Annotated in this window: 18 protein-coding genes; 11 read left to right on the top strand and 7 right to left on the bottom strand. The window is 63.3% G+C overall.

Features of this window, described 5'->3' with window-relative positions:
* Positions 1–83: 83 nt before the first annotated feature.
* Both G9U53_RS11415 and G9U53_RS11410 read left to right on the top strand, forming a co-directional pair.
* Positions 84–767: a TetR/AcrR family transcriptional regulator gene (locus G9U53_RS11415; RefSeq protein ID WP_118604936.1), complete on the top strand. Its 684-nt coding sequence runs from the start codon at positions 84–86 to the stop codon at positions 765–767.
* The gene (locus G9U53_RS11410) at positions 764–1330 is read left to right on the top strand and encodes a GNAT family N-acetyltransferase (RefSeq protein ID WP_165638700.1); all 567 of its coding nucleotides are present in this window, start codon (positions 764–766) and stop codon (positions 1328–1330) included. The genes G9U53_RS11415 and G9U53_RS11410 overlap by 4 nt, the downstream gene beginning before the upstream one ends.
* Here G9U53_RS11410 and G9U53_RS11405 read toward each other — a convergent pair.
* The 4 genes from G9U53_RS11405 to G9U53_RS11390 are packed head-to-tail and all read right to left on the bottom strand — an operon-like array spanning position 1293 to position 5123.
* The gene (locus tag G9U53_RS11405) at positions 1293–2393 is read right to left on the bottom strand and encodes an FAD-dependent monooxygenase (RefSeq protein ID WP_165638699.1); all 1101 of its coding nucleotides are present in this window, start codon (positions 2391–2393) and stop codon (positions 1293–1295) included. The genes G9U53_RS11410 and G9U53_RS11405 overlap by 38 nt on opposite strands.
* A 3-nt stretch (positions 2394–2396) precedes the next feature.
* Positions 2397–3854, bottom strand: a complete 1458-nt coding sequence (locus G9U53_RS11400) for an HNH endonuclease signature motif containing protein (protein ID WP_165638698.1) — start codon at positions 3852–3854, stop codon at positions 2397–2399.
* A 35-nt stretch (positions 3855–3889) separates the two neighbouring features.
* Positions 3890–4540, bottom strand: coding sequence for a DUF6308 family protein (locus tag G9U53_RS11395; protein ID WP_054188682.1), 651 nt, complete (start codon positions 4538–4540; stop codon positions 3890–3892).
* Entirely contained in the window at positions 4533–5123 is a 591-nt protein-coding gene (locus G9U53_RS11390; RefSeq protein WP_054188683.1) for a hypothetical protein, read from the bottom strand. The genes G9U53_RS11395 and G9U53_RS11390 overlap by 8 nt, the downstream gene beginning before the upstream one ends.
* A 158-nt stretch (positions 5124–5281) precedes the next feature.
* Here G9U53_RS11390 and G9U53_RS11385 point away from each other — a divergent pair, with 158 nt between their 5' ends.
* Complete coding sequence (locus G9U53_RS11385) at positions 5282–6049, top strand: SDR family NAD(P)-dependent oxidoreductase (RefSeq protein ID WP_003944195.1); 768 nt, start codon at positions 5282–5284, stop codon at positions 6047–6049.
* A 55-nt stretch (positions 6050–6104) separates the two neighbouring features.
* On the opposite strand, the gene G9U53_RS11380 is transcribed toward G9U53_RS11385, so the two are convergent.
* Positions 6105–8432, bottom strand: a complete 2328-nt coding sequence (locus tag G9U53_RS11380; RefSeq protein WP_081557179.1) for a bifunctional diguanylate cyclase/phosphodiesterase — start codon at positions 8430–8432, stop codon at positions 6105–6107.
* Positions 8433–8570: 138 nt separating this feature from the next.
* Positions 8571–10127: a TM0106 family RecB-like putative nuclease gene (locus G9U53_RS11375; protein ID WP_042453625.1), complete on the bottom strand. Its 1557-nt coding sequence runs from the start codon at positions 10125–10127 to the stop codon at positions 8571–8573.
* 124 nt (positions 10128–10251) lie between these two features.
* On the opposite strand from G9U53_RS11375, the gene G9U53_RS11370 reads away from it, so the two are divergent.
* The 8 genes from G9U53_RS11370 to cysC all read left to right on the top strand — a co-directional run bounded on the left by G9U53_RS11370 (position 10252) and on the right by cysC (position 17343).
* Complete coding sequence (locus G9U53_RS11370; RefSeq protein ID WP_003944178.1) at positions 10252–10905, top strand: DUF6474 family protein; 654 nt, start codon at positions 10252–10254, stop codon at positions 10903–10905.
* 14 nt (positions 10906–10919) lie between these two features.
* Complete coding sequence (locus G9U53_RS11365) at positions 10920–11435, top strand: hypothetical protein (protein WP_003944165.1); 516 nt, start codon at positions 10920–10922, stop codon at positions 11433–11435.
* Between the two features lie 52 nt (positions 11436–11487).
* Positions 11488–12156 (top strand): YcnI family protein, encoded by a 669-nt coding sequence (locus tag G9U53_RS11360; protein ID WP_058038085.1) that lies wholly within the window; start codon positions 11488–11490, stop codon positions 12154–12156.
* Entirely contained in the window at positions 12156–12674 is a 519-nt protein-coding gene (locus tag G9U53_RS11355) for a copper resistance CopC family protein (RefSeq protein WP_003944137.1), read from the top strand. The genes G9U53_RS11360 and G9U53_RS11355 overlap by 1 nt, the downstream gene beginning before the upstream one ends.
* A gap of 4 nt (positions 12675–12678) precedes the next feature.
* Complete coding sequence (locus tag G9U53_RS11350) at positions 12679–13620, top strand: CopD family protein (protein WP_003944164.1); 942 nt, start codon at positions 12679–12681, stop codon at positions 13618–13620.
* A 122-nt stretch (positions 13621–13742) separates the two neighbouring features.
* Positions 13743–14552 (top strand): Stf0 family sulfotransferase, encoded by an 810-nt coding sequence (locus G9U53_RS11345; RefSeq protein ID WP_007735934.1) that lies wholly within the window; start codon positions 13743–13745, stop codon positions 14550–14552.
* A complete protein-coding gene (cysD, locus tag G9U53_RS11340; RefSeq protein ID WP_081557178.1) occupies positions 14549–15463 on the top strand; it encodes a sulfate adenylyltransferase subunit CysD in 915 nt (304 codons plus the stop codon). Before G9U53_RS11345 ends, cysD begins: the two co-directional genes overlap by 4 nt.
* Positions 15463–17343: an adenylyl-sulfate kinase gene (gene cysC / locus G9U53_RS11335; RefSeq protein WP_165638697.1), complete on the top strand. Its 1881-nt coding sequence runs from the start codon at positions 15463–15465 to the stop codon at positions 17341–17343. Before cysD ends, cysC begins: the two co-directional genes overlap by 1 nt.
* Here cysC and G9U53_RS11330 read toward each other — a convergent pair.
* Positions 17340–18710, bottom strand: coding sequence for a sulfatase (locus G9U53_RS11330; RefSeq protein WP_003944134.1), 1371 nt, complete (start codon positions 18708–18710; stop codon positions 17340–17342). The genes cysC and G9U53_RS11330 overlap by 4 nt on opposite strands.
* Positions 18711–18717 lie beyond the last annotated feature (7 nt).

Genomic DNA, 18717 nt, shown 5'->3' with positions numbered 1-18717 from the left:
GGTATCTGTGTGTGACACGCTGTCCCACCAAAGTATGTGAGACATCTTGTCCAGTCAATGGCGGGGTGAGTATCGTTCGATTTATGACAAAAACAGCCGAGTCGGCGCAGCCCGACGGGCGCAGCACTCGCTGGAACGATCACAAGGAGCAGCGCAAAGCGCGGATCCTCGACGCAGCACTCGATGCAGTCAACGAAGGTGGCGCCGACGTCGGCGTCCAGCAGATCGCCGAGCGCGCCGACGTCCCCCGTTCCGTTGTCTACCGGATCTTCAAGGATCGAGCCGACCTCGACGAGCAGCTGCGAGTCCGCATCCTCGAGATGATGATGACCGACCTGACCCCCACCCTCACGCCACAAGGCACCGTCGGCGAGGCCATCTCACGGGCCGTCGAGACCTACCTCCAGTGGATTGTGAAATATCCACGACTGCACCACTTTTTAGGCAAGGGCTCGCCGAGTACGCGGGCCACCGGTTCGAAAGTGGTGACCGGAACCAAGACGGCGATCGCCGTCCAATTGGGAAATTTGTTGGGCACGATCCTCACCAGCCGTGGCAAACCGCCGAAGATGGCTGAGCCCTTGGCTTTCGGCGTCATCGGATTGGTCGACGTCAGCGTCAACCGTTGGCTCAGCCAGCCGGGTTCCGATGTGACCAGTGCGGAATTGGCCGAATTCCTCGAACGCTCCATCTGGCAAGTCCTCGACGGCAATCTCCGGAGCATCGGTGTCGACATAACGCTGTCGACGCCGATCGCCGACCTGTGACAGTCACCGAACTACCCTGGACACTCGACGGACGTGGACTTCAACTGGTCCAGGTTCCATCACTCGCCCTCCACGCACTGGGTGAAGACAACGCTAATCTTGCAATGGAACTCGCACCCGACCTCCTGACCCCGTATCTCCTCGGCGAAGAATGCCAGGGCTTGTGGCGCTACCGGAGCAAGCAGATAGCCGGGAACCCACTCGACAGCGCGTGGATCACCCGCATCGCCGTCGATGCCCGCACCTCGACGCCGGTGGGGTTGGCCGGATTCCATGGTCGCCCCGATGCGCGCGGGATGATGGAGGTCGGATATCGCATCGACCCGGCGTTCCGGCGCCAGGGATACGCACGGGCCGCCCTCGAGATACTTCTCGACGTCGCGAGTCGCGAATCCGAAGTACACATCGTTCGCGCGACCATCAGCCCGGACAATGCCGCATCTCGAAACCTGATCAGCCAGTACAATTTTTGCGAAGTCGGTGAGCAGTGGGACGAAGAAGACGGTCTGGAGACCATCTTCGAAGTCAGTGCCTCTCGATCGGCTTCGGCCGCCAACGGTTGATCACACCGAATACCGACAAGGCAAGAATGTCTGGAGTCAACCGCACAACGACGTCACGCACCGCCGCTAACGATCGATTGTCCGGCATCACGACGGTCGACATCTGCCGCGAAATCCATTGAACAGTTCGAACTCTATGACGTCGAGCCTTTGTGTAGCCGGCGAGATCGTCCGCATAGGAAGCAAGAGTAACGGCGTCCTCGATCGCCAAAGCCGCACCTAGCCCGAGGTGAGGGCGCATGGCATGAGCGGCGTCGCCAATCAACGCAACTTTGCCGCGTGTCAACAACTTCGGGGTCCGAATCTCGAGCAGTTCGTTCTCGATGATGCGGGCCGGGTCAGCGTTCGCGACGAGCTGCGACACAGGTTCGGGCCAGTCCGCAAAATGCGCAAGACTCTCGCCGCGTTGCGCACCCGCGAAAGCGTAGGTGCGGTTGCCCGCCAACGGGAGAATCCCGAACTCCCCTCGAATCCCCCATACCTGTCCGACAAAATCCGGCGGTGGACCATCGACGATCCAGCGCCAAGCGGACACGCCAGTCCGTTCCACGGTTCCCTCGCCGGCCCAGATCTGCTGTCGCACAGCACTGTGCACACCGTCCGCAGCAACGACAAGGTCGTATCGAGCGGTATCACCATCGGTGACGATCTCGCCGCGGCCATGATCTCCGCAGCCCACACCCGTCACCCTGGTTCCGGTGCGTAGGCACTCAGCGGGGATTGCGCGAACCAACACGTCGATCAGATCGGCGCGGTGGATTGTCACCAGATCGCGACCGCCGGCGAGGTCACCAATTTTGCGCGTCACCAGATTTTGCCCGCGCAGATTCCTGATCGCGCCCGAGCTGTACGGAAGGGAATTCGCCCTGACCTGTTCGCCTACACCGATTTCGTCCAACGCTGCCAGAGCGTTGGGAAACAACACGACGGCGGCGCCTACCTCCGTGAACTCGGACGAACGCTCGTACACGGTGACATCCCAGCCTGCTTTGCGGAGCGCGATGGCAGCCGTCAGCCCGCCAATTCCCCCGCCGACGATTCCCGCGCACTGTCCTTCCGGCACAGGTCAGATCCTCTCCGGAACCGTGACAGCCGTCAACCCGCTGGTTTTATCGGTCCAGTGAATGGCACGGTCCTCCAGCATCACCGGCGTCCACAACCTGTATGTCTTCACCTGATGGTGATGACGACACAGGCATTGGAGGTTGCTCGCAATGGTCCACCCACCGCGTCTCGGATCGGAAGGATCGAACTCGGTGATGTGGTCGAGTTGGCACCTGTTCGCGGGCACCGAACAACCAGGGAACCGGCAGTGACCGTCGACGGCCCGCACCAATGCGGCCAGAGCCGCTCCCGGAGCATAGGTCAGCGCGCCGGGAGGCGGATCGGGTTGGGTGCCATGCCCATCCGATCTTCGAACGATGTCCGGGGATCGCGCGACCAACCGTTGCATCGCCCGAATCCGATCCCCGCAGCCGTTCGGATCGCGACTTGGGCGATCACGTCGGGTGACAAGCGGCAGGACAGTCGGAGCATGCTGCCGACGCGGTCGGTTCCCCGCGGCCTGGGCGCGGAAATCGACGAACAAGGCCTGCCAGGTGGAATCAGCGGCGAGCTCGCGAGCAAAATCAGGATCGATCGGCCCGTATCCGTCGATGCTCGCGGGATCTGACATCAATCCGAGGAGCGTCGCCAGATCACACACGATGTGCAACAACGGCTTCCGACGTGAGGGCGCAGTCAATCGAGCTACTGGGGATACTGCCTCGCACGTTTCGCTGCCACACTGGCACGTCAGCCCCTGTTCGCCGTGCAGCAGAGCGACCAGTGCGTCGGCCCTACGGGTCGAGACATTTCGTGGATCGTGGTTGCAGACGCTTCCGGCGGCCTCGTTGATCAGGCCAAGCGCTTCGACGGCCTCGGTCGCGCTGAGTGTTGCCTGCAACTGGGCGAGTCCGTGACGGTCTGCACGCGTGCGAACATCGCGGTGTTCCAGCATCTTCCGGCGACGTTCGGCGGCAGCATCCGGATCGTAGGCAAAGAGCTGGCGCTCGATGTCGCGCTCGAGTTGCCCGGGCGGAAGACGGTGCGCGGAGGCAAGTACCCGGCGCTCGAGTGCTGCGATCGTATCGGGGTCCGCCCCGGTGAGCCCGTCGACAATCTTGCGCACGCGCGCATAGTCCAGCTCGCCGGCAGCGAAGGCGGCCTTTGTGAACGGAAGGAACTCCCGCAGGGCATCACCGATCTCGATGTGGACTTCGGCAGTACGACGCGAGCACGTGAGCATGACCGCGATCTCGTTGCATGCGATCCGCCACGCCTTGTCGACATCACCGGACACGTCGAGTTCGGCGTTGAATCTCGACTCCGACAACATGGATGCACCGAGCACCTTTTGCGCGGCAAGCATGTTCTCGCTCTGCGCCGTCGCAAAGAGCATGTCCGGCAACACGAGTGGGTCGACGACAGGACAGCCGTCATCGACGGATGTCCCCACACCGCTCGTCAATCCCTTATCGAACATACATTCGACAATAGACCTGCCCACCGACAAGAAAGCTAGAGTGCCGGTTTGTATCCCTTACCCTGCATCCACGCCAGCACGTCCAACACCCTGATGACCGGAACGGATTCGTCGAGACCTGCTCGTGCACGTAGATCGAGGAGTCGACTCTGCAACTCGTCTTCCCGCATGGCTACGCGAACGGGTTCCAGGTGGGCCGACTTCGTTCCCAACTCCCGCCCGACGACGTCGTCGTAGATCGGGAAGAGTCGCGGACGCTTGCGCGCGATCAGTTTGGACGCCATGGTTCGCCCGACGCCGTGAATCTCTCGAAGCGCCGTCTCCAACCGCCACACCGGGGATTCCGGAGTGAAGGGATCGGGTTCGTTCGACAGATCGCGATCCGGGCCCACGTCCGCCAGGAGTCGGTTCAGTTCGGCATTGTTCTCCCCGAGCAGGAAGAAGGCTCCTTGCGCCGGAACCTGAACCGACAGAAGAGTCACCGCAACAAGATCTTCCGCGGTGAAGATGTTCGCATCACGATCGCGATTGCCACTGGGATCCCAGGAATCCCACAACGCACCGGTTCGGAGATAACCGGTCTTTCGGAGCGGCCTCGTGAAATATTCCTGCAGCACGTCGACCGCGCCGTCATCGTCCCCGTCTCGCAGCACACGCGGGAGTCGGATGGGCAACTGATCAAGCATGGTCGAGCGACCTTTCCAGTACATATTTGGCGAACCCGGCGTTGTGATACTGCCGAAATGGGCCCTTGCCCTTGGCAACAAGATGCTCCGCGAGCGGACGAACCGTCGTCATGTCGACGGGCAGTTGAGCAAACTGTTCCAACGCATCCGAGTCCTCGAGACTGCAGTCGATCACGGTCCCGTCGCCGTCGGCGGACGCCAACTCGGTGCGTCTGATGGCGACCAGATCGTGCTTGGCGTCGAGTTCTTCGATGCTGCAGCCGGTTCGCGATTCCAGTGCCGAACTGGATACGTAGACGGACATGACGTGCTCGATCGGCTTACCGCCGACCAGATGGCACTCGACGCTCAGAATCTCCATCGGACCGATATTGAGCGTGAACAAGCGATGGCGCTCCGCCGATCGGTTGGTCGACGGCAGGCAACTGATCGTCCACTGTTCGATCTCGACGGCGGCCGGAGCGTCGAACGCGTAGGAGAGAACCTCGGCAATCAGTTCGGCGAGATCTTCGAAGAGAGGGTCGCGCTGCAACCGCTCGAAATTCTCGACAGAAGCGGCGGGACGCACAGGCGCCTTGCTCACGCAGGTCCCCTCTCGTCCGGTGCTTTGCTCTCAGACCTCGCGTCCAAGGTACCCAGCCCTACGTGGGTCTCGCGCGTTCGCCCTCACATACACCCTCGCGTTATGGTTCTCGACACGTACCACCGCCTTACCGATCGCTAACTCGAGGAGCACACGAAGTGGAAATCAAGGGAACCGCAGCACTGGTCACCGGAGCGGCATCAGGCCTCGGCGCCGCAACAGCCAAGCGCCTCGCCGACGCCGGCGCTACCGTCTTCGGCCTGGATCTGCCCGCGTCGATCGAGCGCGCAGGCGACAACGTCCCCGCCGGCGTCACCCTCATCCCCACCGACGTGACCAGCGGCGAAGAGGTCGAAGCAGCGATCAACCAGATCGTCGAGTCGGGCTCCCCGCTGCGCATCGTCGTCAACTGTGCCGGTGTCGGCTGGGCCGGACGCATCCTGTCCAAGAAGGGTCCGCACGACCTCGAGCTGTTCCGCACGGTCATCACCGTCAATCTGCTCGGCACCTTCAACGTCATGCGCCTGGCCGCCGACGCCATCGCCAAGACCGAGGCCGTCGACGAGTCGGGTCAGCGCGGCGTCGTCATCAACACCGCTTCCGTTGCTGCCTTCGAAGGCCAGATCGGCCAGATCGCGTACTCCGCCTCCAAGGGCGGCGTGCACGGCATGACGGTTCCGGCTGCCCGTGACCTTGCGCAGTTCGGCATCCGCGTCAACACGATCGCTCCCGGCATCATCGACACCCCGATGCTCGCAGGCGTCACCGACGAGTACCGCAAGGGCCTCGAGGCCGGCGTTCCGTTCCCGTCGCGCCTGGGCCAGCCGTCCGAGTACGCGCAGCTCGCGCAGATGATCGTCGAGCACGACTACCTCAACGGCGAGACCATCCGCATGGACGGCGCACTGCGCATGGCGCCGCGCTAACCTCCCTGCTGTGCGCCTTTATTAACCGCCCGCGGTTAATAAAGGCGCACAGTTGTCAGAACGAATGAAAATACCCACCGTTAGAGTGGGCAGTTGCGCTGAGGTACTCGGCCACTTCCTTCGCCGGCATCGGTCGGCTGATGTAGTAACCCTGAACCAATTCGCAACCGGCGGTAAGCAAGAGCCTCAGCTGGTCGGCCGTCTCCACGCCTTCCGCCAATGACTGCATACCGAGCGCCTTCGCCACCTCGACCACCGAAGTGACAACTGCCGAATCACCCTCGCTCAGTTCGGTGATGAACGACCGGTCGATCTTGAGGATGTCCAACGGCAGTTTCTTCAAACTCTCGAAAGACGAATAGCCGGTTCCGAAGTCGTCCAGGGCAATCGCAATTCCGGTGGCACGCAGGCGATCCAACTCGGCGACGGCAAGCTCCTCCACTGCTCCCGTCTCTGTGATTTCCAGCTGAAGCCGTTTGCCGGAAAGACCGCTTGCCTCCAGCGCATCGTTCACGGCCGATCCGAACCCGGACGACATCAGTTGCACCGGAGAGACGTTCACCGTCACGTAAGTGTCGTCGGGCCACGTCGCGGCTTCGGCGCACGCCATGTTCAGTACCTGAAGCCCCAGAGGGACTATCAGGCCGGTCTCCTCCGCGACATCGATGAAAATGTGCGGTGCAAGCACGCCCCGCACCGGGTGATTCCAGCGAAGCAGTGCCTCGAAACCCTCGACGCGGCCGGTGTCCGCACGAACCTGCGGTTGGTAGTACAGCTCGAACTGCCGAGACTCGATCGCAAGCCCAAGTTCTTGCAGGGCCGATGCTCGCTCCCTGGCCCGCGCCCGCAGCACCGGTGAGTATCTTCCTACCCGGTTCTTGCCGGCGGATTTTGCCGCATACAGCGCCAGGTCGGCGGACATGACAAGCGTGTCCGCGTCTTCGGAATCTGCGGGTGCGCCGGCATAGCCGATCGATGCACGAACCTCGATGCGATTCCCCCGCACGTAAAACGGCTCGCGCAATGTATCCAGATAGCGAGCGAACACCTCTCCGCCGTCCCCTGTTCCCCGCAAGACGACGCCGAATTCGTCACCACCGATTCGCGCACACATGGCGCCGTCGACCACCCGATTGAGCCGTGCAGCAACGGAAATCAACAATTTGTCACCGACAGGGTGCCCTAACGTGTCGTTCACCGACTTGAAATTGTCCAGGTCGAGGATTCCGACAAGGACTTCCTCGCCGGTTCGGACGGTGCCGAGCGCGTCGGACAGCTCCGAGCCGAACGTCCGGCGATTCGGGAGCCCGGTCAGTCCGTCGGTTGCAGCAAGCCACAGAATTCGCCGCTCGTAGTTGTACTTCTCGGTGATGTCCGAGCCCACGCCTCGCCAACCCACGAACTCCGTGGCCTCGGATAGCCTGGGATGACCCGACAGAGACCACCATCGGTCGACGCCGTCGACACGAACGGGAATGACGACCTCTCGAAACGGCATGAGGCGGTCGAGGTGATCTCCGATGACCTGGACCGCGGCTCGGCCACTCTTCGTCGAACCCACGTCGAGCCGATCCAACAATCCGCGCAGCGACAGGGTTCGCAAGTCGGAGACGGGAACTCCCGAGATCTGCGACAGCCGAGCGGAGGTGTGCGACAACGTCCCGGTGGTGTCGACTTCCCACAGCCAGTCGCGTGACCCACCCTCGAAATCGTCGAGAAGCAAACTGACCGTCTGGCGCTCGGCAGCAGCCTCGAACTCGGCAAGACAACGACTTCGGAACGACGCCCAGAGGTACACGACGCCGATAATCAGTGTCACCGAGTACACGACCAACTGGAACGAGAGGACAGCGTATTCCGTGGTTCTCTTGGGCAGGATAACGACGAGCAATCCGATGCTGTGCACCAGAATCCACGCTACCGCTATCGACCGAACCGTCGACAATGCTACGGCGCCGGCGCCCATGACTCCGGCGAATGTCGCTAGAAGCACAAGCTTTCGCGAGTTGTCCGTCACGGGAAGCATCGCGGCGGCGAGAACGACAAGCAGAAGCCCGAGCAGGATCACCTCGAGCATGAGCGCCCAGTAGTCGTACTTCGTCGTATGTTTGGGCGTGTACCGGCCCTTCAGGACGACTCGCGGTATCCAGACGCGCACCGAATTGAGGACGACCAAGAAGGCCGCAGAACCCCAGATCACCCGAAACTCGTTGTGACCGGGGGGTACGACATACACAAGCAAAGCGCACACGCTGAGTACATTGACCATGTTGGCCAGTGGCGCGACCGTCGTCACCTGCAGTATCTGGCGTGCGAAGAGGTCGCGCCGCTCGACGTCAGACAGTTCGGCGTCGCTCGCACTCGAAGTCAGCCTGCTCAGCATGCAACACCCTCCATCGTGGAGCCGACCAGATGAAGGTAGCGCGGATGCGGGTTCCGGACACACGATGACGAGAAACTACGAGTTGAAACATACTGTTAAATAGGATGTTTCAGACAATCGCGACAGAACGGATCAGCGCTACAACTCGGAAGCCAGCGGAATTTCCTTCTCCGCGCGGTCCGTCATCCACTCACGGAGGACCTTGGTGGCAATGACGTCGTCCTCGTTGTACTGCAGGATGCGTGTCCGCTGCGTCTCGTCCGGCTCACCGTCGTAGCCGACCGCCTCGCGGTACCACGCCATCGACGCTTCACCCCCGGCCTCGGCGTCACGCCAGTTGAAGCCGGCGACGGGCGCAATCTTCTTGAGCCCCTTTCCGTTCGGGCAGATGAACTGATCACTCACTGCTTGATAGATGTCGACCCACTGCGGACTGTCGATGAACTCGCGGATCTCGTCCTTACTCGGAATCCCGGGTTCACCGGCAAACCTGCGCGCCGAGTCCAACAACCACTTGTCCTCGGCCGAACGCGAATAGCAGTACGCGGCAAAGGTTTTACCCGAAGCGGCGGCCGCGTCACGTTCCGCCATCAGCCAGCCCCAGAACTCTGCGAACGACCGCGCCTCGTCACGTGTCGGCAACGGATCCCACGTCGCAAATCCTCGATACATCGAGAAGCCGCCGACATTGAGCAACGTCCCCCACAGGTAGGCGCCGTGCTCCTGATAGCTCTCCATGTCGACGTCGATCTCGATGTCCGCCCGAGTCACCGAGATCTTCTCGAACCGCCGCACCAACGGAGCATCTGCCAACCACGCCTTGGCGATCACGACTGCGTCGTCGAAATTTCCGTGCGGCCAATCCTCGAGCGGCTCACCGTCCCAGGCGGCCAGCTGATCGATCGTGTTGCAGCCCACGTCGCGCAGAAGCTCGGCCCGCGATCCGACAGCGACGAGGCTGACGTCGCGGTTGCGAACCAACTCCTGCTTGCATTCGGTCCACCACGGGCACGACTTGCACTCGCTCACCTGTGACGGAGACGTCAGCACCTCACCGCGGGCCACAGCGATACGGTCGGCGAAACGCTCGTCGTAATCGTCGAGAATCGCGCTGAGGTCGTGGACGAGGATGCAGTCTCCGTTGTATCCGATCGCGCCTGCCGTCAGCGACGGGCTCGCCAGCCCACGACGCTCGAGCATCCGATAGACCTGCGCGACGCGCATCTGATCGCGGACCTGACTGCGGACCTTGCGTTTGGGATCGGCCGCGGGCTCCCATTCGAAGAGCCCCGAGGTGATCGCGCCCTGGCCGGGATCGGTCACCTTGTGATTGACGACAATGACGGGGATGTACCCGCCGCCCTCGTCGTCACGGATGAGCATTTCGCAGCGACCCTTGCGTCCGGTGTCGCGCTCGACCGGCAAGACCGCGCCCCAGATCCGGTCCGCGCCGGCCTCACAGGCAGCCAAGGTGTCGCGAGCCTGAGCCGACGCCGATTGATCAGGGTTGATCTTCACCCAACGCTCGGGAGCAGCGCCGATCACGAGTTCGGCGATCTCCGCGCGCTTCGCGATCGCGGCGTCCTGGCGCTGCTTGACGCCGGTGTCGACGGGTTCCGAAGCCGATTTCCCGGGAAACAACCCGTCCAGACGCACCCGATGACGGCATCGGGTCAACGCCCCCGAATCGATGATCGGGAGCTGGGGCGCGGGGTTGTTAACGGAACACACGATGACGAAGATTATGTGCTCCCCTAGGCTGAAGCCGAAGCGCAGGTACCTGGCAACACACAAACACCTGGAAACGGGGTCCTTTTCGATGGGGTTGTTCAAGAAGCGAAAGTCTCGTGCCACCCGCAAGGCGGAGGCAAAGGCTCTCAAGCACAAGGCTGAGGTCGAGGCGAAGCTCAACGCCAAGAGCCAGCGTAAGCGCGACAAGGTCGAGACCAAGTCGCTCAAGAAGCTGGAGAAAGCCGAGATCGAGTCACAGCACAAGATCGAAAAGGCGCAGATCGCGACCCTGAAGGCGCAGGAGAAGGCCGCTGCGAATCAGGGCCTGACCGTCGCCAAGGTGCGTAAGTACCTGGGAGTGGCACGTCTGCTTGCCCCCGTTCTCCTGCCGATCGCCTACCGCGCAGCCACGGCGGTGCGCGCCCAGCTCGACACCACGCGTGCACAGAAGATGGGCATCGCCGTCGACCAGCTCGGTGACTACACCGGTCACGGCGCGAAGTTGAGCGCTCGTATCGCCGGCGCCGAGAGCTCGGTCACCGAGATCCTCAGCCGCAAGCCCGACGACGCGGAGACGCAGCGTTTCGCCGCCGCCATCCGTGAGCGCCTCGGCGACCTCAGCACGGCAGTTCGCGCTGCCGAGCAGATGCCGCAGGCTCGCCGTAAAGCAGCTCACCAGGCGATTTCTTCCGAACTCGACGGCGTCGAAGCAGATCTGCTCGCACGTCTCGGCGTGCGCTAGACCTGAGAACGCCAGTGAGAGCAGCCGAGCAGACCGCGACCCTCCGGGGGACAGCTGTCGGTTCCGCTTCGGCTGCTCTCGCTGTCGCCGCGCACGGGATCGGCGGAGGCGAGCTGCCACAGTCGTCGTCGCTGACCCTGTTGCTCGCCGTCTGCGCAACCGTCGGCGCCGTGACGGCCACCCTTCCCGCCCTCTCACGGGGGCCCGCTGCCTTGATCGTTGCTCTGGGTCTGGGTCAGTTGGCCGCGCACACCACCATGACGCTCTCCGAGCACGCTCATTCGCCCGCTCCGGGGTTGGTGATGCTCGGTGCTCACGCCGGTGCCACCGTCGCTTGTGCGGTGGCGGTCCTGGCCGCCGAGCGCCTCTACCGCGTTGTCACCCACGCTCTCCACGTCGTCCTGGCGTCTCTGGCTCCCGCCGCTGTCACTTCCCGCGGCCACACCGTCTCGACCGGAATCCATCACGGACCTGTCGACGCTCTACTTCGCGCCAGCATCTCGCGGCGCGGTCCTCCTGCCCTGGTCTGAAGATTCGTAGAACGCCCCACCCCTTCACCAGACCAAGAGGACACTTCACGACATGAAGAACACCCTGATTTCGCGCGCGGTTGTCACGACCGTCGCTACCGGCAGCGCCGTGCTGCTGGCCGCCGGAATTGCTTCAGCACACGTCAGCGTCGTCGCACCAGGAGCTGCGCAGGGCGGATACTCCGTTCTCACGTTCCGCGTGCCCACCGAATCCGACACCGCTTCGACCACCAAACTGACGGTGGCGCTCCCCGACCTCAAGTCGGCACGCACCGAACCGATGCCCGGCTGGACCGCCGTCGTGGAGAAGGACCCCACCTCGTTGGTCGCCAAGTCCGTGACGTGGACCGCCGACCCCGGCGTCGGAATCGCCCCCGGCCAGTTCCAGCAGTTCGTCCTTTCTGCCGGCCCGCTGCCCGAGCAGGAAGAGGTCGAGTTCAAGGCCGTCCAGACGTACAGCGACGGCAACGTCGTCAACTGGGATCAGGAAGAACTTGCCGACGGCAGCGAGCCGGACAAGCCCGCGCCGACGCTGACTCTCGCCGCATCCACCGGCGATGCTCACGGAGCGCCTGCTGCCGATAACACTGCCGAGACGTCCGCTGCTTCCGAATCTTCTTCGTCAGACAACACCGCGCGCTGGCTCGGCGGCGTCGGCCTGGTGCTCGGCGCGTTGGGCGCTGCACTCGGCCTCGGCGCACTGGTCAGGAGCAAGCGCTGATGAGTACCCGGATCAAGGTCATCGCCGTCGGCATGCTCGCGATGCTGGCCACGATGCTCGGAATGGGCACGGCCAGTGCACACTCCGCGGTCGTCGGCTCCAACCCGGAAAACGGTGCGTCCATTCAAGTTGCGCCTGACACGGTTTCGGTCACGTTCAACGAGGCTCTGCAGGCACAGTTCGCGGCGCTGACCGTCACCGGCCCGGACGGCAACCTCTGGACCAAGAGCGATCCGTCCGTCGAAGGACCCACTGTCAGTGCAGACCTCGGCGATCTCGGGCCGACCGGCGTCTACACCATCGCGTACCGCGTCACCTCCGCTGACGGTCACCCCGTCAACGGAACCCTGACGTTCACCCTCACCGAGGCGGGGTCGGGCACTCCCGGCGCTGCCGCCGCGTCGAGTACGGGTGAGTCGGAGTCCGGCAGCATGCCGGTGTGGATCTTCATCGTCGCCGGCGTCGTCGTGTTCGGCGGTGCGCTGTTCTTCGTGCTCCGTAAGCCGAAGTCGAGCTGATCGCGTGACGGGTACGGCAAACAGGTGGTGGTTGCTGTTTGCCGTACCCACAGCTCTGCTGGGAGTCCTGATCGCCTGGGGCCTCGCCAGCCCGTCGGGACCCGAATCGTCGAGCACGGTCCGCGTTCTCGCGATCGGATGTGGTTCGTTGACGCTCGGCATCGCGACGCTCGCCTGGATGGGCCGCAGTGAACGCCGCCCGGCAACAACCCCCGCCGTCATGTGGACTCAGCTCACCGCGGTGGCAGCAGTGTGGCTCGTCGCCGAGATCACGCTCCTCGTGCTCAATGCCGCAGCGGCCGACGGCGCCCCGGTCACCTCGCTGACCATCGGGCACTTCGGCGCATTCGTCTCCGAGGTCAACGTCGGCCGCGTCGGCGTCGCGATCATCGCGTGCGCGTTTGCCGTCGTCTGTTACGGCATCTACGGATTCACCAATCCCGAGACGGTGCCCGTCGCACCGGCATTGGTCGTCTCCGCGTTGGCGCTCGCTGCCCGCCCGATCACCGGGCACATGGCGCAGCAGAGCTTCGGATCGATCCTCGACGCCGTTCACGTCCTCGCTGCGGCCTTGTGGTTCGGCGTGCTCGCCGCACTCGCGCTTGCCGTACCGTCGCGCGGTGCCTGGGCGATCTGGTTGCCCAAGTACTCCGCTCTCGCCTGGCGATGCGTCCTCGCGCTGGTCGTCACCGGTATCGTCAACGCCGTCGTGCGACTCGACTCACTCTCCGCCTTCTACGACACCGCATACGGCCGGGTGATCCTCGCCAAGATCGTGGCGATCGGACTGCTCGTCGCCCTGGGATGGTGGTGGCGCCGGACATGGGTGGTCGCGAGCGCTGCACACCGCATGAGTTCGGACGGATCCCTGCGTCGCGCCATCGGTGAAGTTGTCTTCATGGCCATCGCATTCGGGCTTGCCGCGGCCCTTGCGACAACTGCGTAAGACGTGCCTCAGCGCGACATTTCGTGACCCGCACATTTAACGTTTCACGTCGAGATTTAACCTCTACGTGAGTTTATTTTCCCAGCTTGCGGCGGTTTCCGGCCCCCCTTAGCGTTGCTCGCATGACGGAGGCCCAACGCTCGTTTCTCGTCTGCGCTTCGCAGCGCAGCGGCAGTACTTTGCTGGTCGAATCCCTGCGAGCAACCGGGGTCGCGGGTGAGCCGGAAGAGTTCTTCCAGTACCTCCCCGAGACCTCGCGATCGCCGCAACCGAGGCAGTGGTTCGAAGACGTCACGGACGAGTCCGTCCTGGGTCTGCTAGCCCCGTTCCACCCGGGCACGCCGGACACTCGCACCTCCGAACAGTGGCGCACACAACTTCTCGAACTCGGCCGAACCCCCAACGGAGTCTGGGGCGGCAAGCTGATGTGGAACCAGACGCCGCTCCTACTCGATCGCGCGGCCGGATTGCCCTGGCGCAGTGGGACGGACCTACGTTCCGCACTCCACGACACCCTCGATCACGACCTGCAATTCATCCACGTCTATCGAGAAGATGTCGTCGCTCAAGCTGTGTCGATGTGGCGCGCCGTGCAGACACAGGTTTGGCGCGACGACGCGACTCCACCGAATCTCTCGGACGGTGCGCAGTACAACGCAGTCGGAATCGCGCACCTGGTGACGATTCTCGGTGAGCAGGAACGCCAATGGAAGCGCTGGTTCGAGGAAGAGGACATCTCTCCCATCGAAGTCGGGTTCCGCGATCTCACCGAAGACCCGCAGTCCGTGGTCGCAAAAACCCTTATCTCCCTCGGCCTCGACGGACAACTGGCCCCGCCACCGCCGCTGCGTCGTCAGAGCGACGGACGATCCCGCGAATGGGTGCAGCGTTATCGCATCGACGCCGAACAGAACGGATATCCCGTCACATGAGCACCGTCACCGATGTCGTCGACGAACTCCGAGTTCTCGAATCCGAAGCGGTTCACATCATTCGAGAGGTGGTGGCAGAACTCGAGAGACCGGTACTGCTCTTCTCGGCCGGCAAGGACTCGATAGTCCTGCTTCGGCTGGCCGAGAAGGCGTTTCGGCCCTCCCCACTCCCTTTCCCGGTCCTGCACGTCGACACCGGTCACAATTTCGAGGAGGTCATCGAATTTCGCGACCGTCGAATCAAGGAGGGCTGGCACACACTTCTGGTTGCTTCCGTTCAGGATTCGATCGACCAGGGCAGAGTGCAGGAGTCGACCGAGACCGGCGGATCGCGAAACCGCCTGCAGACCAGAACCCTGCTCGACGCTCTCGAAGCTGGAAGGTTCGACGCCGCGTTCGGTGGCGCCCGCCGGGACGAGGAACGTGCGCGCGCCAAGGAAAGAGTCCTCAGCTTCCGTGACGAGTTCGGCCAGTGGGACCCGCGAGCGCAACGGGCCGAACCGTGGTCGCTCTACAACGGTCGGATCAGACGCGGCGAGTCCGTTCGTGTCTTCCCGCTGAGCAACTGGACCGAGCTCGACATCTGGCGCTACATAGCCCAGGAGGAACTGGAACTGCCGTCCATCTATTTCGCGCACCAGCGGAGGGTATTCGAGCGCGACGGAATGCTCCTCGCTGCTTCCGAATTCAGCACCGACGCCGAGAACGCCGCGGCAACGACCGAGTGGGTGCGATATCGAACCGTCGGCGATCTGACCATCACCGGCGCCGTTCGATCGCACGCCACCACTATCGACGACGTCGTCACCGAAATCTCGGCCGCGACGGTTTCCGAACGAGGCGAGACTCGCGCAGACGACCGAACGTCGGTCGCCGCGATGGAAGACCGAAAGCGTGAGGGCTACTTCTGATGACGACCACCATCACTCGCCAACTCCTGCGACTGGCCACGGCGGGTAGCGTCGACGACGGCAAGAGCACGCTGATCGGCCGACTGTTGCATGACACCGACAGTCTGCCAACCGATCACCTCGATTCCGTGACCGACGAGCACGGTGTCGCCGACCTGGCTGCACTCTCCGACGGACTACGTGCCGAGCGTGAACAGGGCATCACGATCGACGTCGCGTACCGATTCTTCTCCACTCCGACCAGAAGTTACGTACTCGCCGACACCCCGGGGCACGAACGCTACACGCGCAACATGTTCACCGGAGCATCCAATGCTCACGTAGCGGTCCTGCTGGTCGACGCGAGGACCGGCGTGCTGCGTCAGACCCGTCGGCACGCCAGAATCGCCGCACTGCTCGGTGTTCCGAACCTTGTAGCCGTGGCGAACAAGATCGATCTGGTGGACTTCGACGAAGCGAGATTCGCTCAGGTGCAGGAAGAATTGCGGGCCTTGGCACGGCAAGTCGGACGCGAGGACGTACTCGCCATACCGGTCTCCGCGAAAGCCGGCGACAATGTCGTGACGCGGTCCGAGAACACCGCGTGGTACGAGGGGCCGACGCTCCTCGAGTACCTCGAAGGCGTCGAACTCCATGCGCCCGCGACGCACATCGAGGAGCTTCGGCTTCCCGTGCAATGGGTTTCGCGCCCCGATCCGCAGAATCGTCGCCGGTACACCGGCCGGATCTCGGCAGGCACACTGAGCGTCGGAGACGAGGTAGTGGTCCTGCCGTCCGGATCGAAGAGCACCGTGATCAGTCTGGACACTCTCGACGACAACCGCAGTACTGCCGTTGCACCACTGTCGGTTTCGGTGGAACTGGCCGACGACATCGACGTCGGACGTGGCGACGTTCTGGTCAGCGGCGGTGCGCAGGCTCATTTGCCGGTTCTGGCCCGAGAACTCGAAGCCACGATCTGCTGGTTGTCCAACACACCGTTGCGCGCGGGCGATCGGATAGCGCTCAAACACACGTCCCGGACCGTGCGAGCGACCGTCCAAGAACTGCACACCCGTCTCGATCCTGAAACGCTCGACGAGCAGGACAGCCCTGTCGAACTGGGACTCAACGATATCGGAACGGTCACGCTCCGAACCAGTTCCGTGGTGGTCGCCGACACCTACGACCACAATCGGGACTCTGGCGCCTTCATCCTGATCGACGAGCAGAGCAACGACACCGTCGGCGCAGGCACCATTCTCGAACCACGCGTCGTCGTTCCCGGCGAGCAGACCCGCAACGACATCAAGTGGCATCCGTCCTCACTCGAACGTCAACGGCGGTGGGCGTCTACCACCCAGAAGGGCGCGACGATCTGGCTGACCGGCCTGCCTGCCTCCGGAAAATCCACCGTCGCAGTCGCTGTCGAACGTGCGCTCGTCGACGCGGGACGCACCGCGTATCTCCTGGACGGTGACAACGTCCGCCACGGTATCTCCGACGATCTCGGGTTCTCGCCGGGAGACCGAGCCGAGAACATCCGACGCGTCGGGCATCTCACTCGACTGTTCGCCGACGCCGGCGTGGTGGCGATCGCGTCGATGGTTTCGCCGCTGCGTTCGGATCGAGCGATTGCGCGCGCTCTCAACGAAGCTGCCGGGCTCACTTTCCTCGAAGTTGCCGTCACCACTCCCGTCGAAGAATGCGAACGTCGAGATCCCAAGGGCCTGTACGCACGTGCGCGGGCGGGTGAACTGAAGGGGCTCACCGGAATCGACGCGCCTTACGAGACGCCGGAGGACCCGGACCTGGCATTCGACACAACCGGCGCTGACATCAACGAACTGGTCGAGCGGGTCATCGCATTGTTGGAGGAGCGCGAGACCGCAAGGCCCTAGGGGTTTTCGGTGTCCGACTCGAGGTAACCGCGGTCCGCACTGTAGGCGGACCGCACGTTGGGTCGGACACCGATCTTCTCGAGGTACGCCGCCATGCGGTGCACCGCCATCGCGCTTCCCAATGCCTCGTCCGGGAGACGATCATCGGTTTCGGCGCGCCACGTGTGAAGCTGCGAGGACAATTCCGCCTGAATTGCCGAGACTTCCGGTCGATCGATCAGATTGATCTTCTCGTCCGGGTCGGCACGGAGGTCGTACAGCTCCCGGGGTGCGCGTACCGCAAGATGCTCGGTGCCGAGCGCCTTTCCGGAAAGACTGTCCTCGATGTCGAGCGGTAGATCCAGAGCGGGGCGGACGGCGTAGTTCTCGATGTAGCTGTAGTCCTTGGTGCGCACCGCACGAATGGGATCGAAGCTGTCGTGAAAGGTCTTCTCCGTGAACAAGGAGGTACGAACGGGCTCGGACGGTTCGGTTCCGCGGTCGACGAGGGCATCGGCGTGCGAGCGCCCTTCCACCTCGGTGGGGACGTCGATTCCAAGCAGATCGAGAATGGTCGGAACAAGGTCCACACCGCTGAACAGTGTCTCGTATTCCTTTCCGCCACTGCGATACCGCGCGGGAGGCCGAGCGATCAAGGCAATACCGGTACCCGGGGCGTAGAGCGTCGACTTGGCACGCGGGAACGCCGCGCCGTGATCAGTGAGGAAGAAGACCCAGGTGTTCTCGTCGAGCCCCTCTTCCTCGAGGGTCGCGAGCAGTTCCCCCACCGCGGCGTCGGCCACCTCTACGCTGCCGTGGAATTCGGCCAGATCCTCGCGCACCTGTGGCACGTCCGGAAGGTATCCGGGGACCTCCAGGGCTGCGGTGTCCGCCGGGGTATAGCGATCGGCGGGGTACGGGCGATGCGTTTCGAAGAATCCCGTGGTGAGCAGGAACGGCTCGGGCGGGAAGCGTCGTAGCCAGTTCTGGGCACGCGGAACCACGTAGTCGCAGAACGAGTTGGTGACGTCGTACTCGTGGTAGCCCAGTCGCTTCGGATACGCAGTCTCGTGCTGCATGCCGAAGAGCGAGGTGTACCAACCGTTGTCGGAGAGGATCTGCGGGAGCGTCTGCACCTCAGCGTGGTACTCCCAGCCGTGGTGCGCCAACCCGATCAGACCGTTGTTGTGCGGATACCTGCCCGAGAAGAGCGATCCGCGCGAAGGCGAGCACAGCGGCGCCGTCGCGTGTGCGTCGGTGAACCGGATGCCTTCTGCCGCCAGCCGGTCGAGATGGGGGCTGTTGACCCCGGCGACACCGTAACTCGCGAGGTGCCGCCCCAGGTCGTGCCAATGAATGATCAGGACGTTATCTCGCGCAGCCGACACGTGGGCA

Source organism: Rhodococcus sp. D-46, from assembly GCF_011290655.1.
In the GTDB taxonomy this organism is placed as follows: Bacteria; Actinomycetota; Actinomycetes; order Mycobacteriales; family Mycobacteriaceae; genus Rhodococcus_F; species Rhodococcus_F qingshengii.
This window is presented reverse-complemented; position numbering and strand designations above follow the sequence as displayed.

Bases quoted from the DNA above. Each gene is read 5' to 3' on its own strand.
- G9U53_RS11415 (WP_118604936.1), top strand. From the start codon at position 84: ATGACAAAAACAGCCGAGTCGGCGCAGCCCGACGGGCGCAGCACTCGC.
- G9U53_RS11400 (WP_165638698.1), bottom strand. From the start codon at position 3,854: ATGTTCGATAAGGGATTGACGAGCGGTGTGGGGACATCCGTCGATGAC.
- G9U53_RS11395 (WP_054188682.1), bottom strand. From the start codon at position 4,540: ATGCTTGATCAGTTGCCCATCCGACTCCCGCGTGTGCTGCGAGACGGG.
- G9U53_RS11380 (WP_081557179.1), bottom strand. From the start codon at position 8,432: ATGCTGAGCAGGCTGACTTCGAGTGCGAGCGACGCCGAACTGTCTGAC.
- G9U53_RS11370 (WP_003944178.1), top strand. From the start codon at position 10,252: ATGGGGTTGTTCAAGAAGCGAAAGTCTCGTGCCACCCGCAAGGCGGAG.
- G9U53_RS11360 (WP_058038085.1), top strand. From the start codon at position 11,488: ATGAAGAACACCCTGATTTCGCGCGCGGTTGTCACGACCGTCGCTACC.
- G9U53_RS11355 (WP_003944137.1), top strand. From the start codon at position 12,156: ATGAGTACCCGGATCAAGGTCATCGCCGTCGGCATGCTCGCGATGCTG.
- G9U53_RS11345 (WP_007735934.1), top strand. From the start codon at position 13,743: ATGACGGAGGCCCAACGCTCGTTTCTCGTCTGCGCTTCGCAGCGCAGC.
- cysD (WP_081557178.1), top strand. From the start codon at position 14,549: ATGAGCACCGTCACCGATGTCGTCGACGAACTCCGAGTTCTCGAATCC.
- cysC (WP_165638697.1), top strand. From the start codon at position 15,463: ATGACGACCACCATCACTCGCCAACTCCTGCGACTGGCCACGGCGGGT.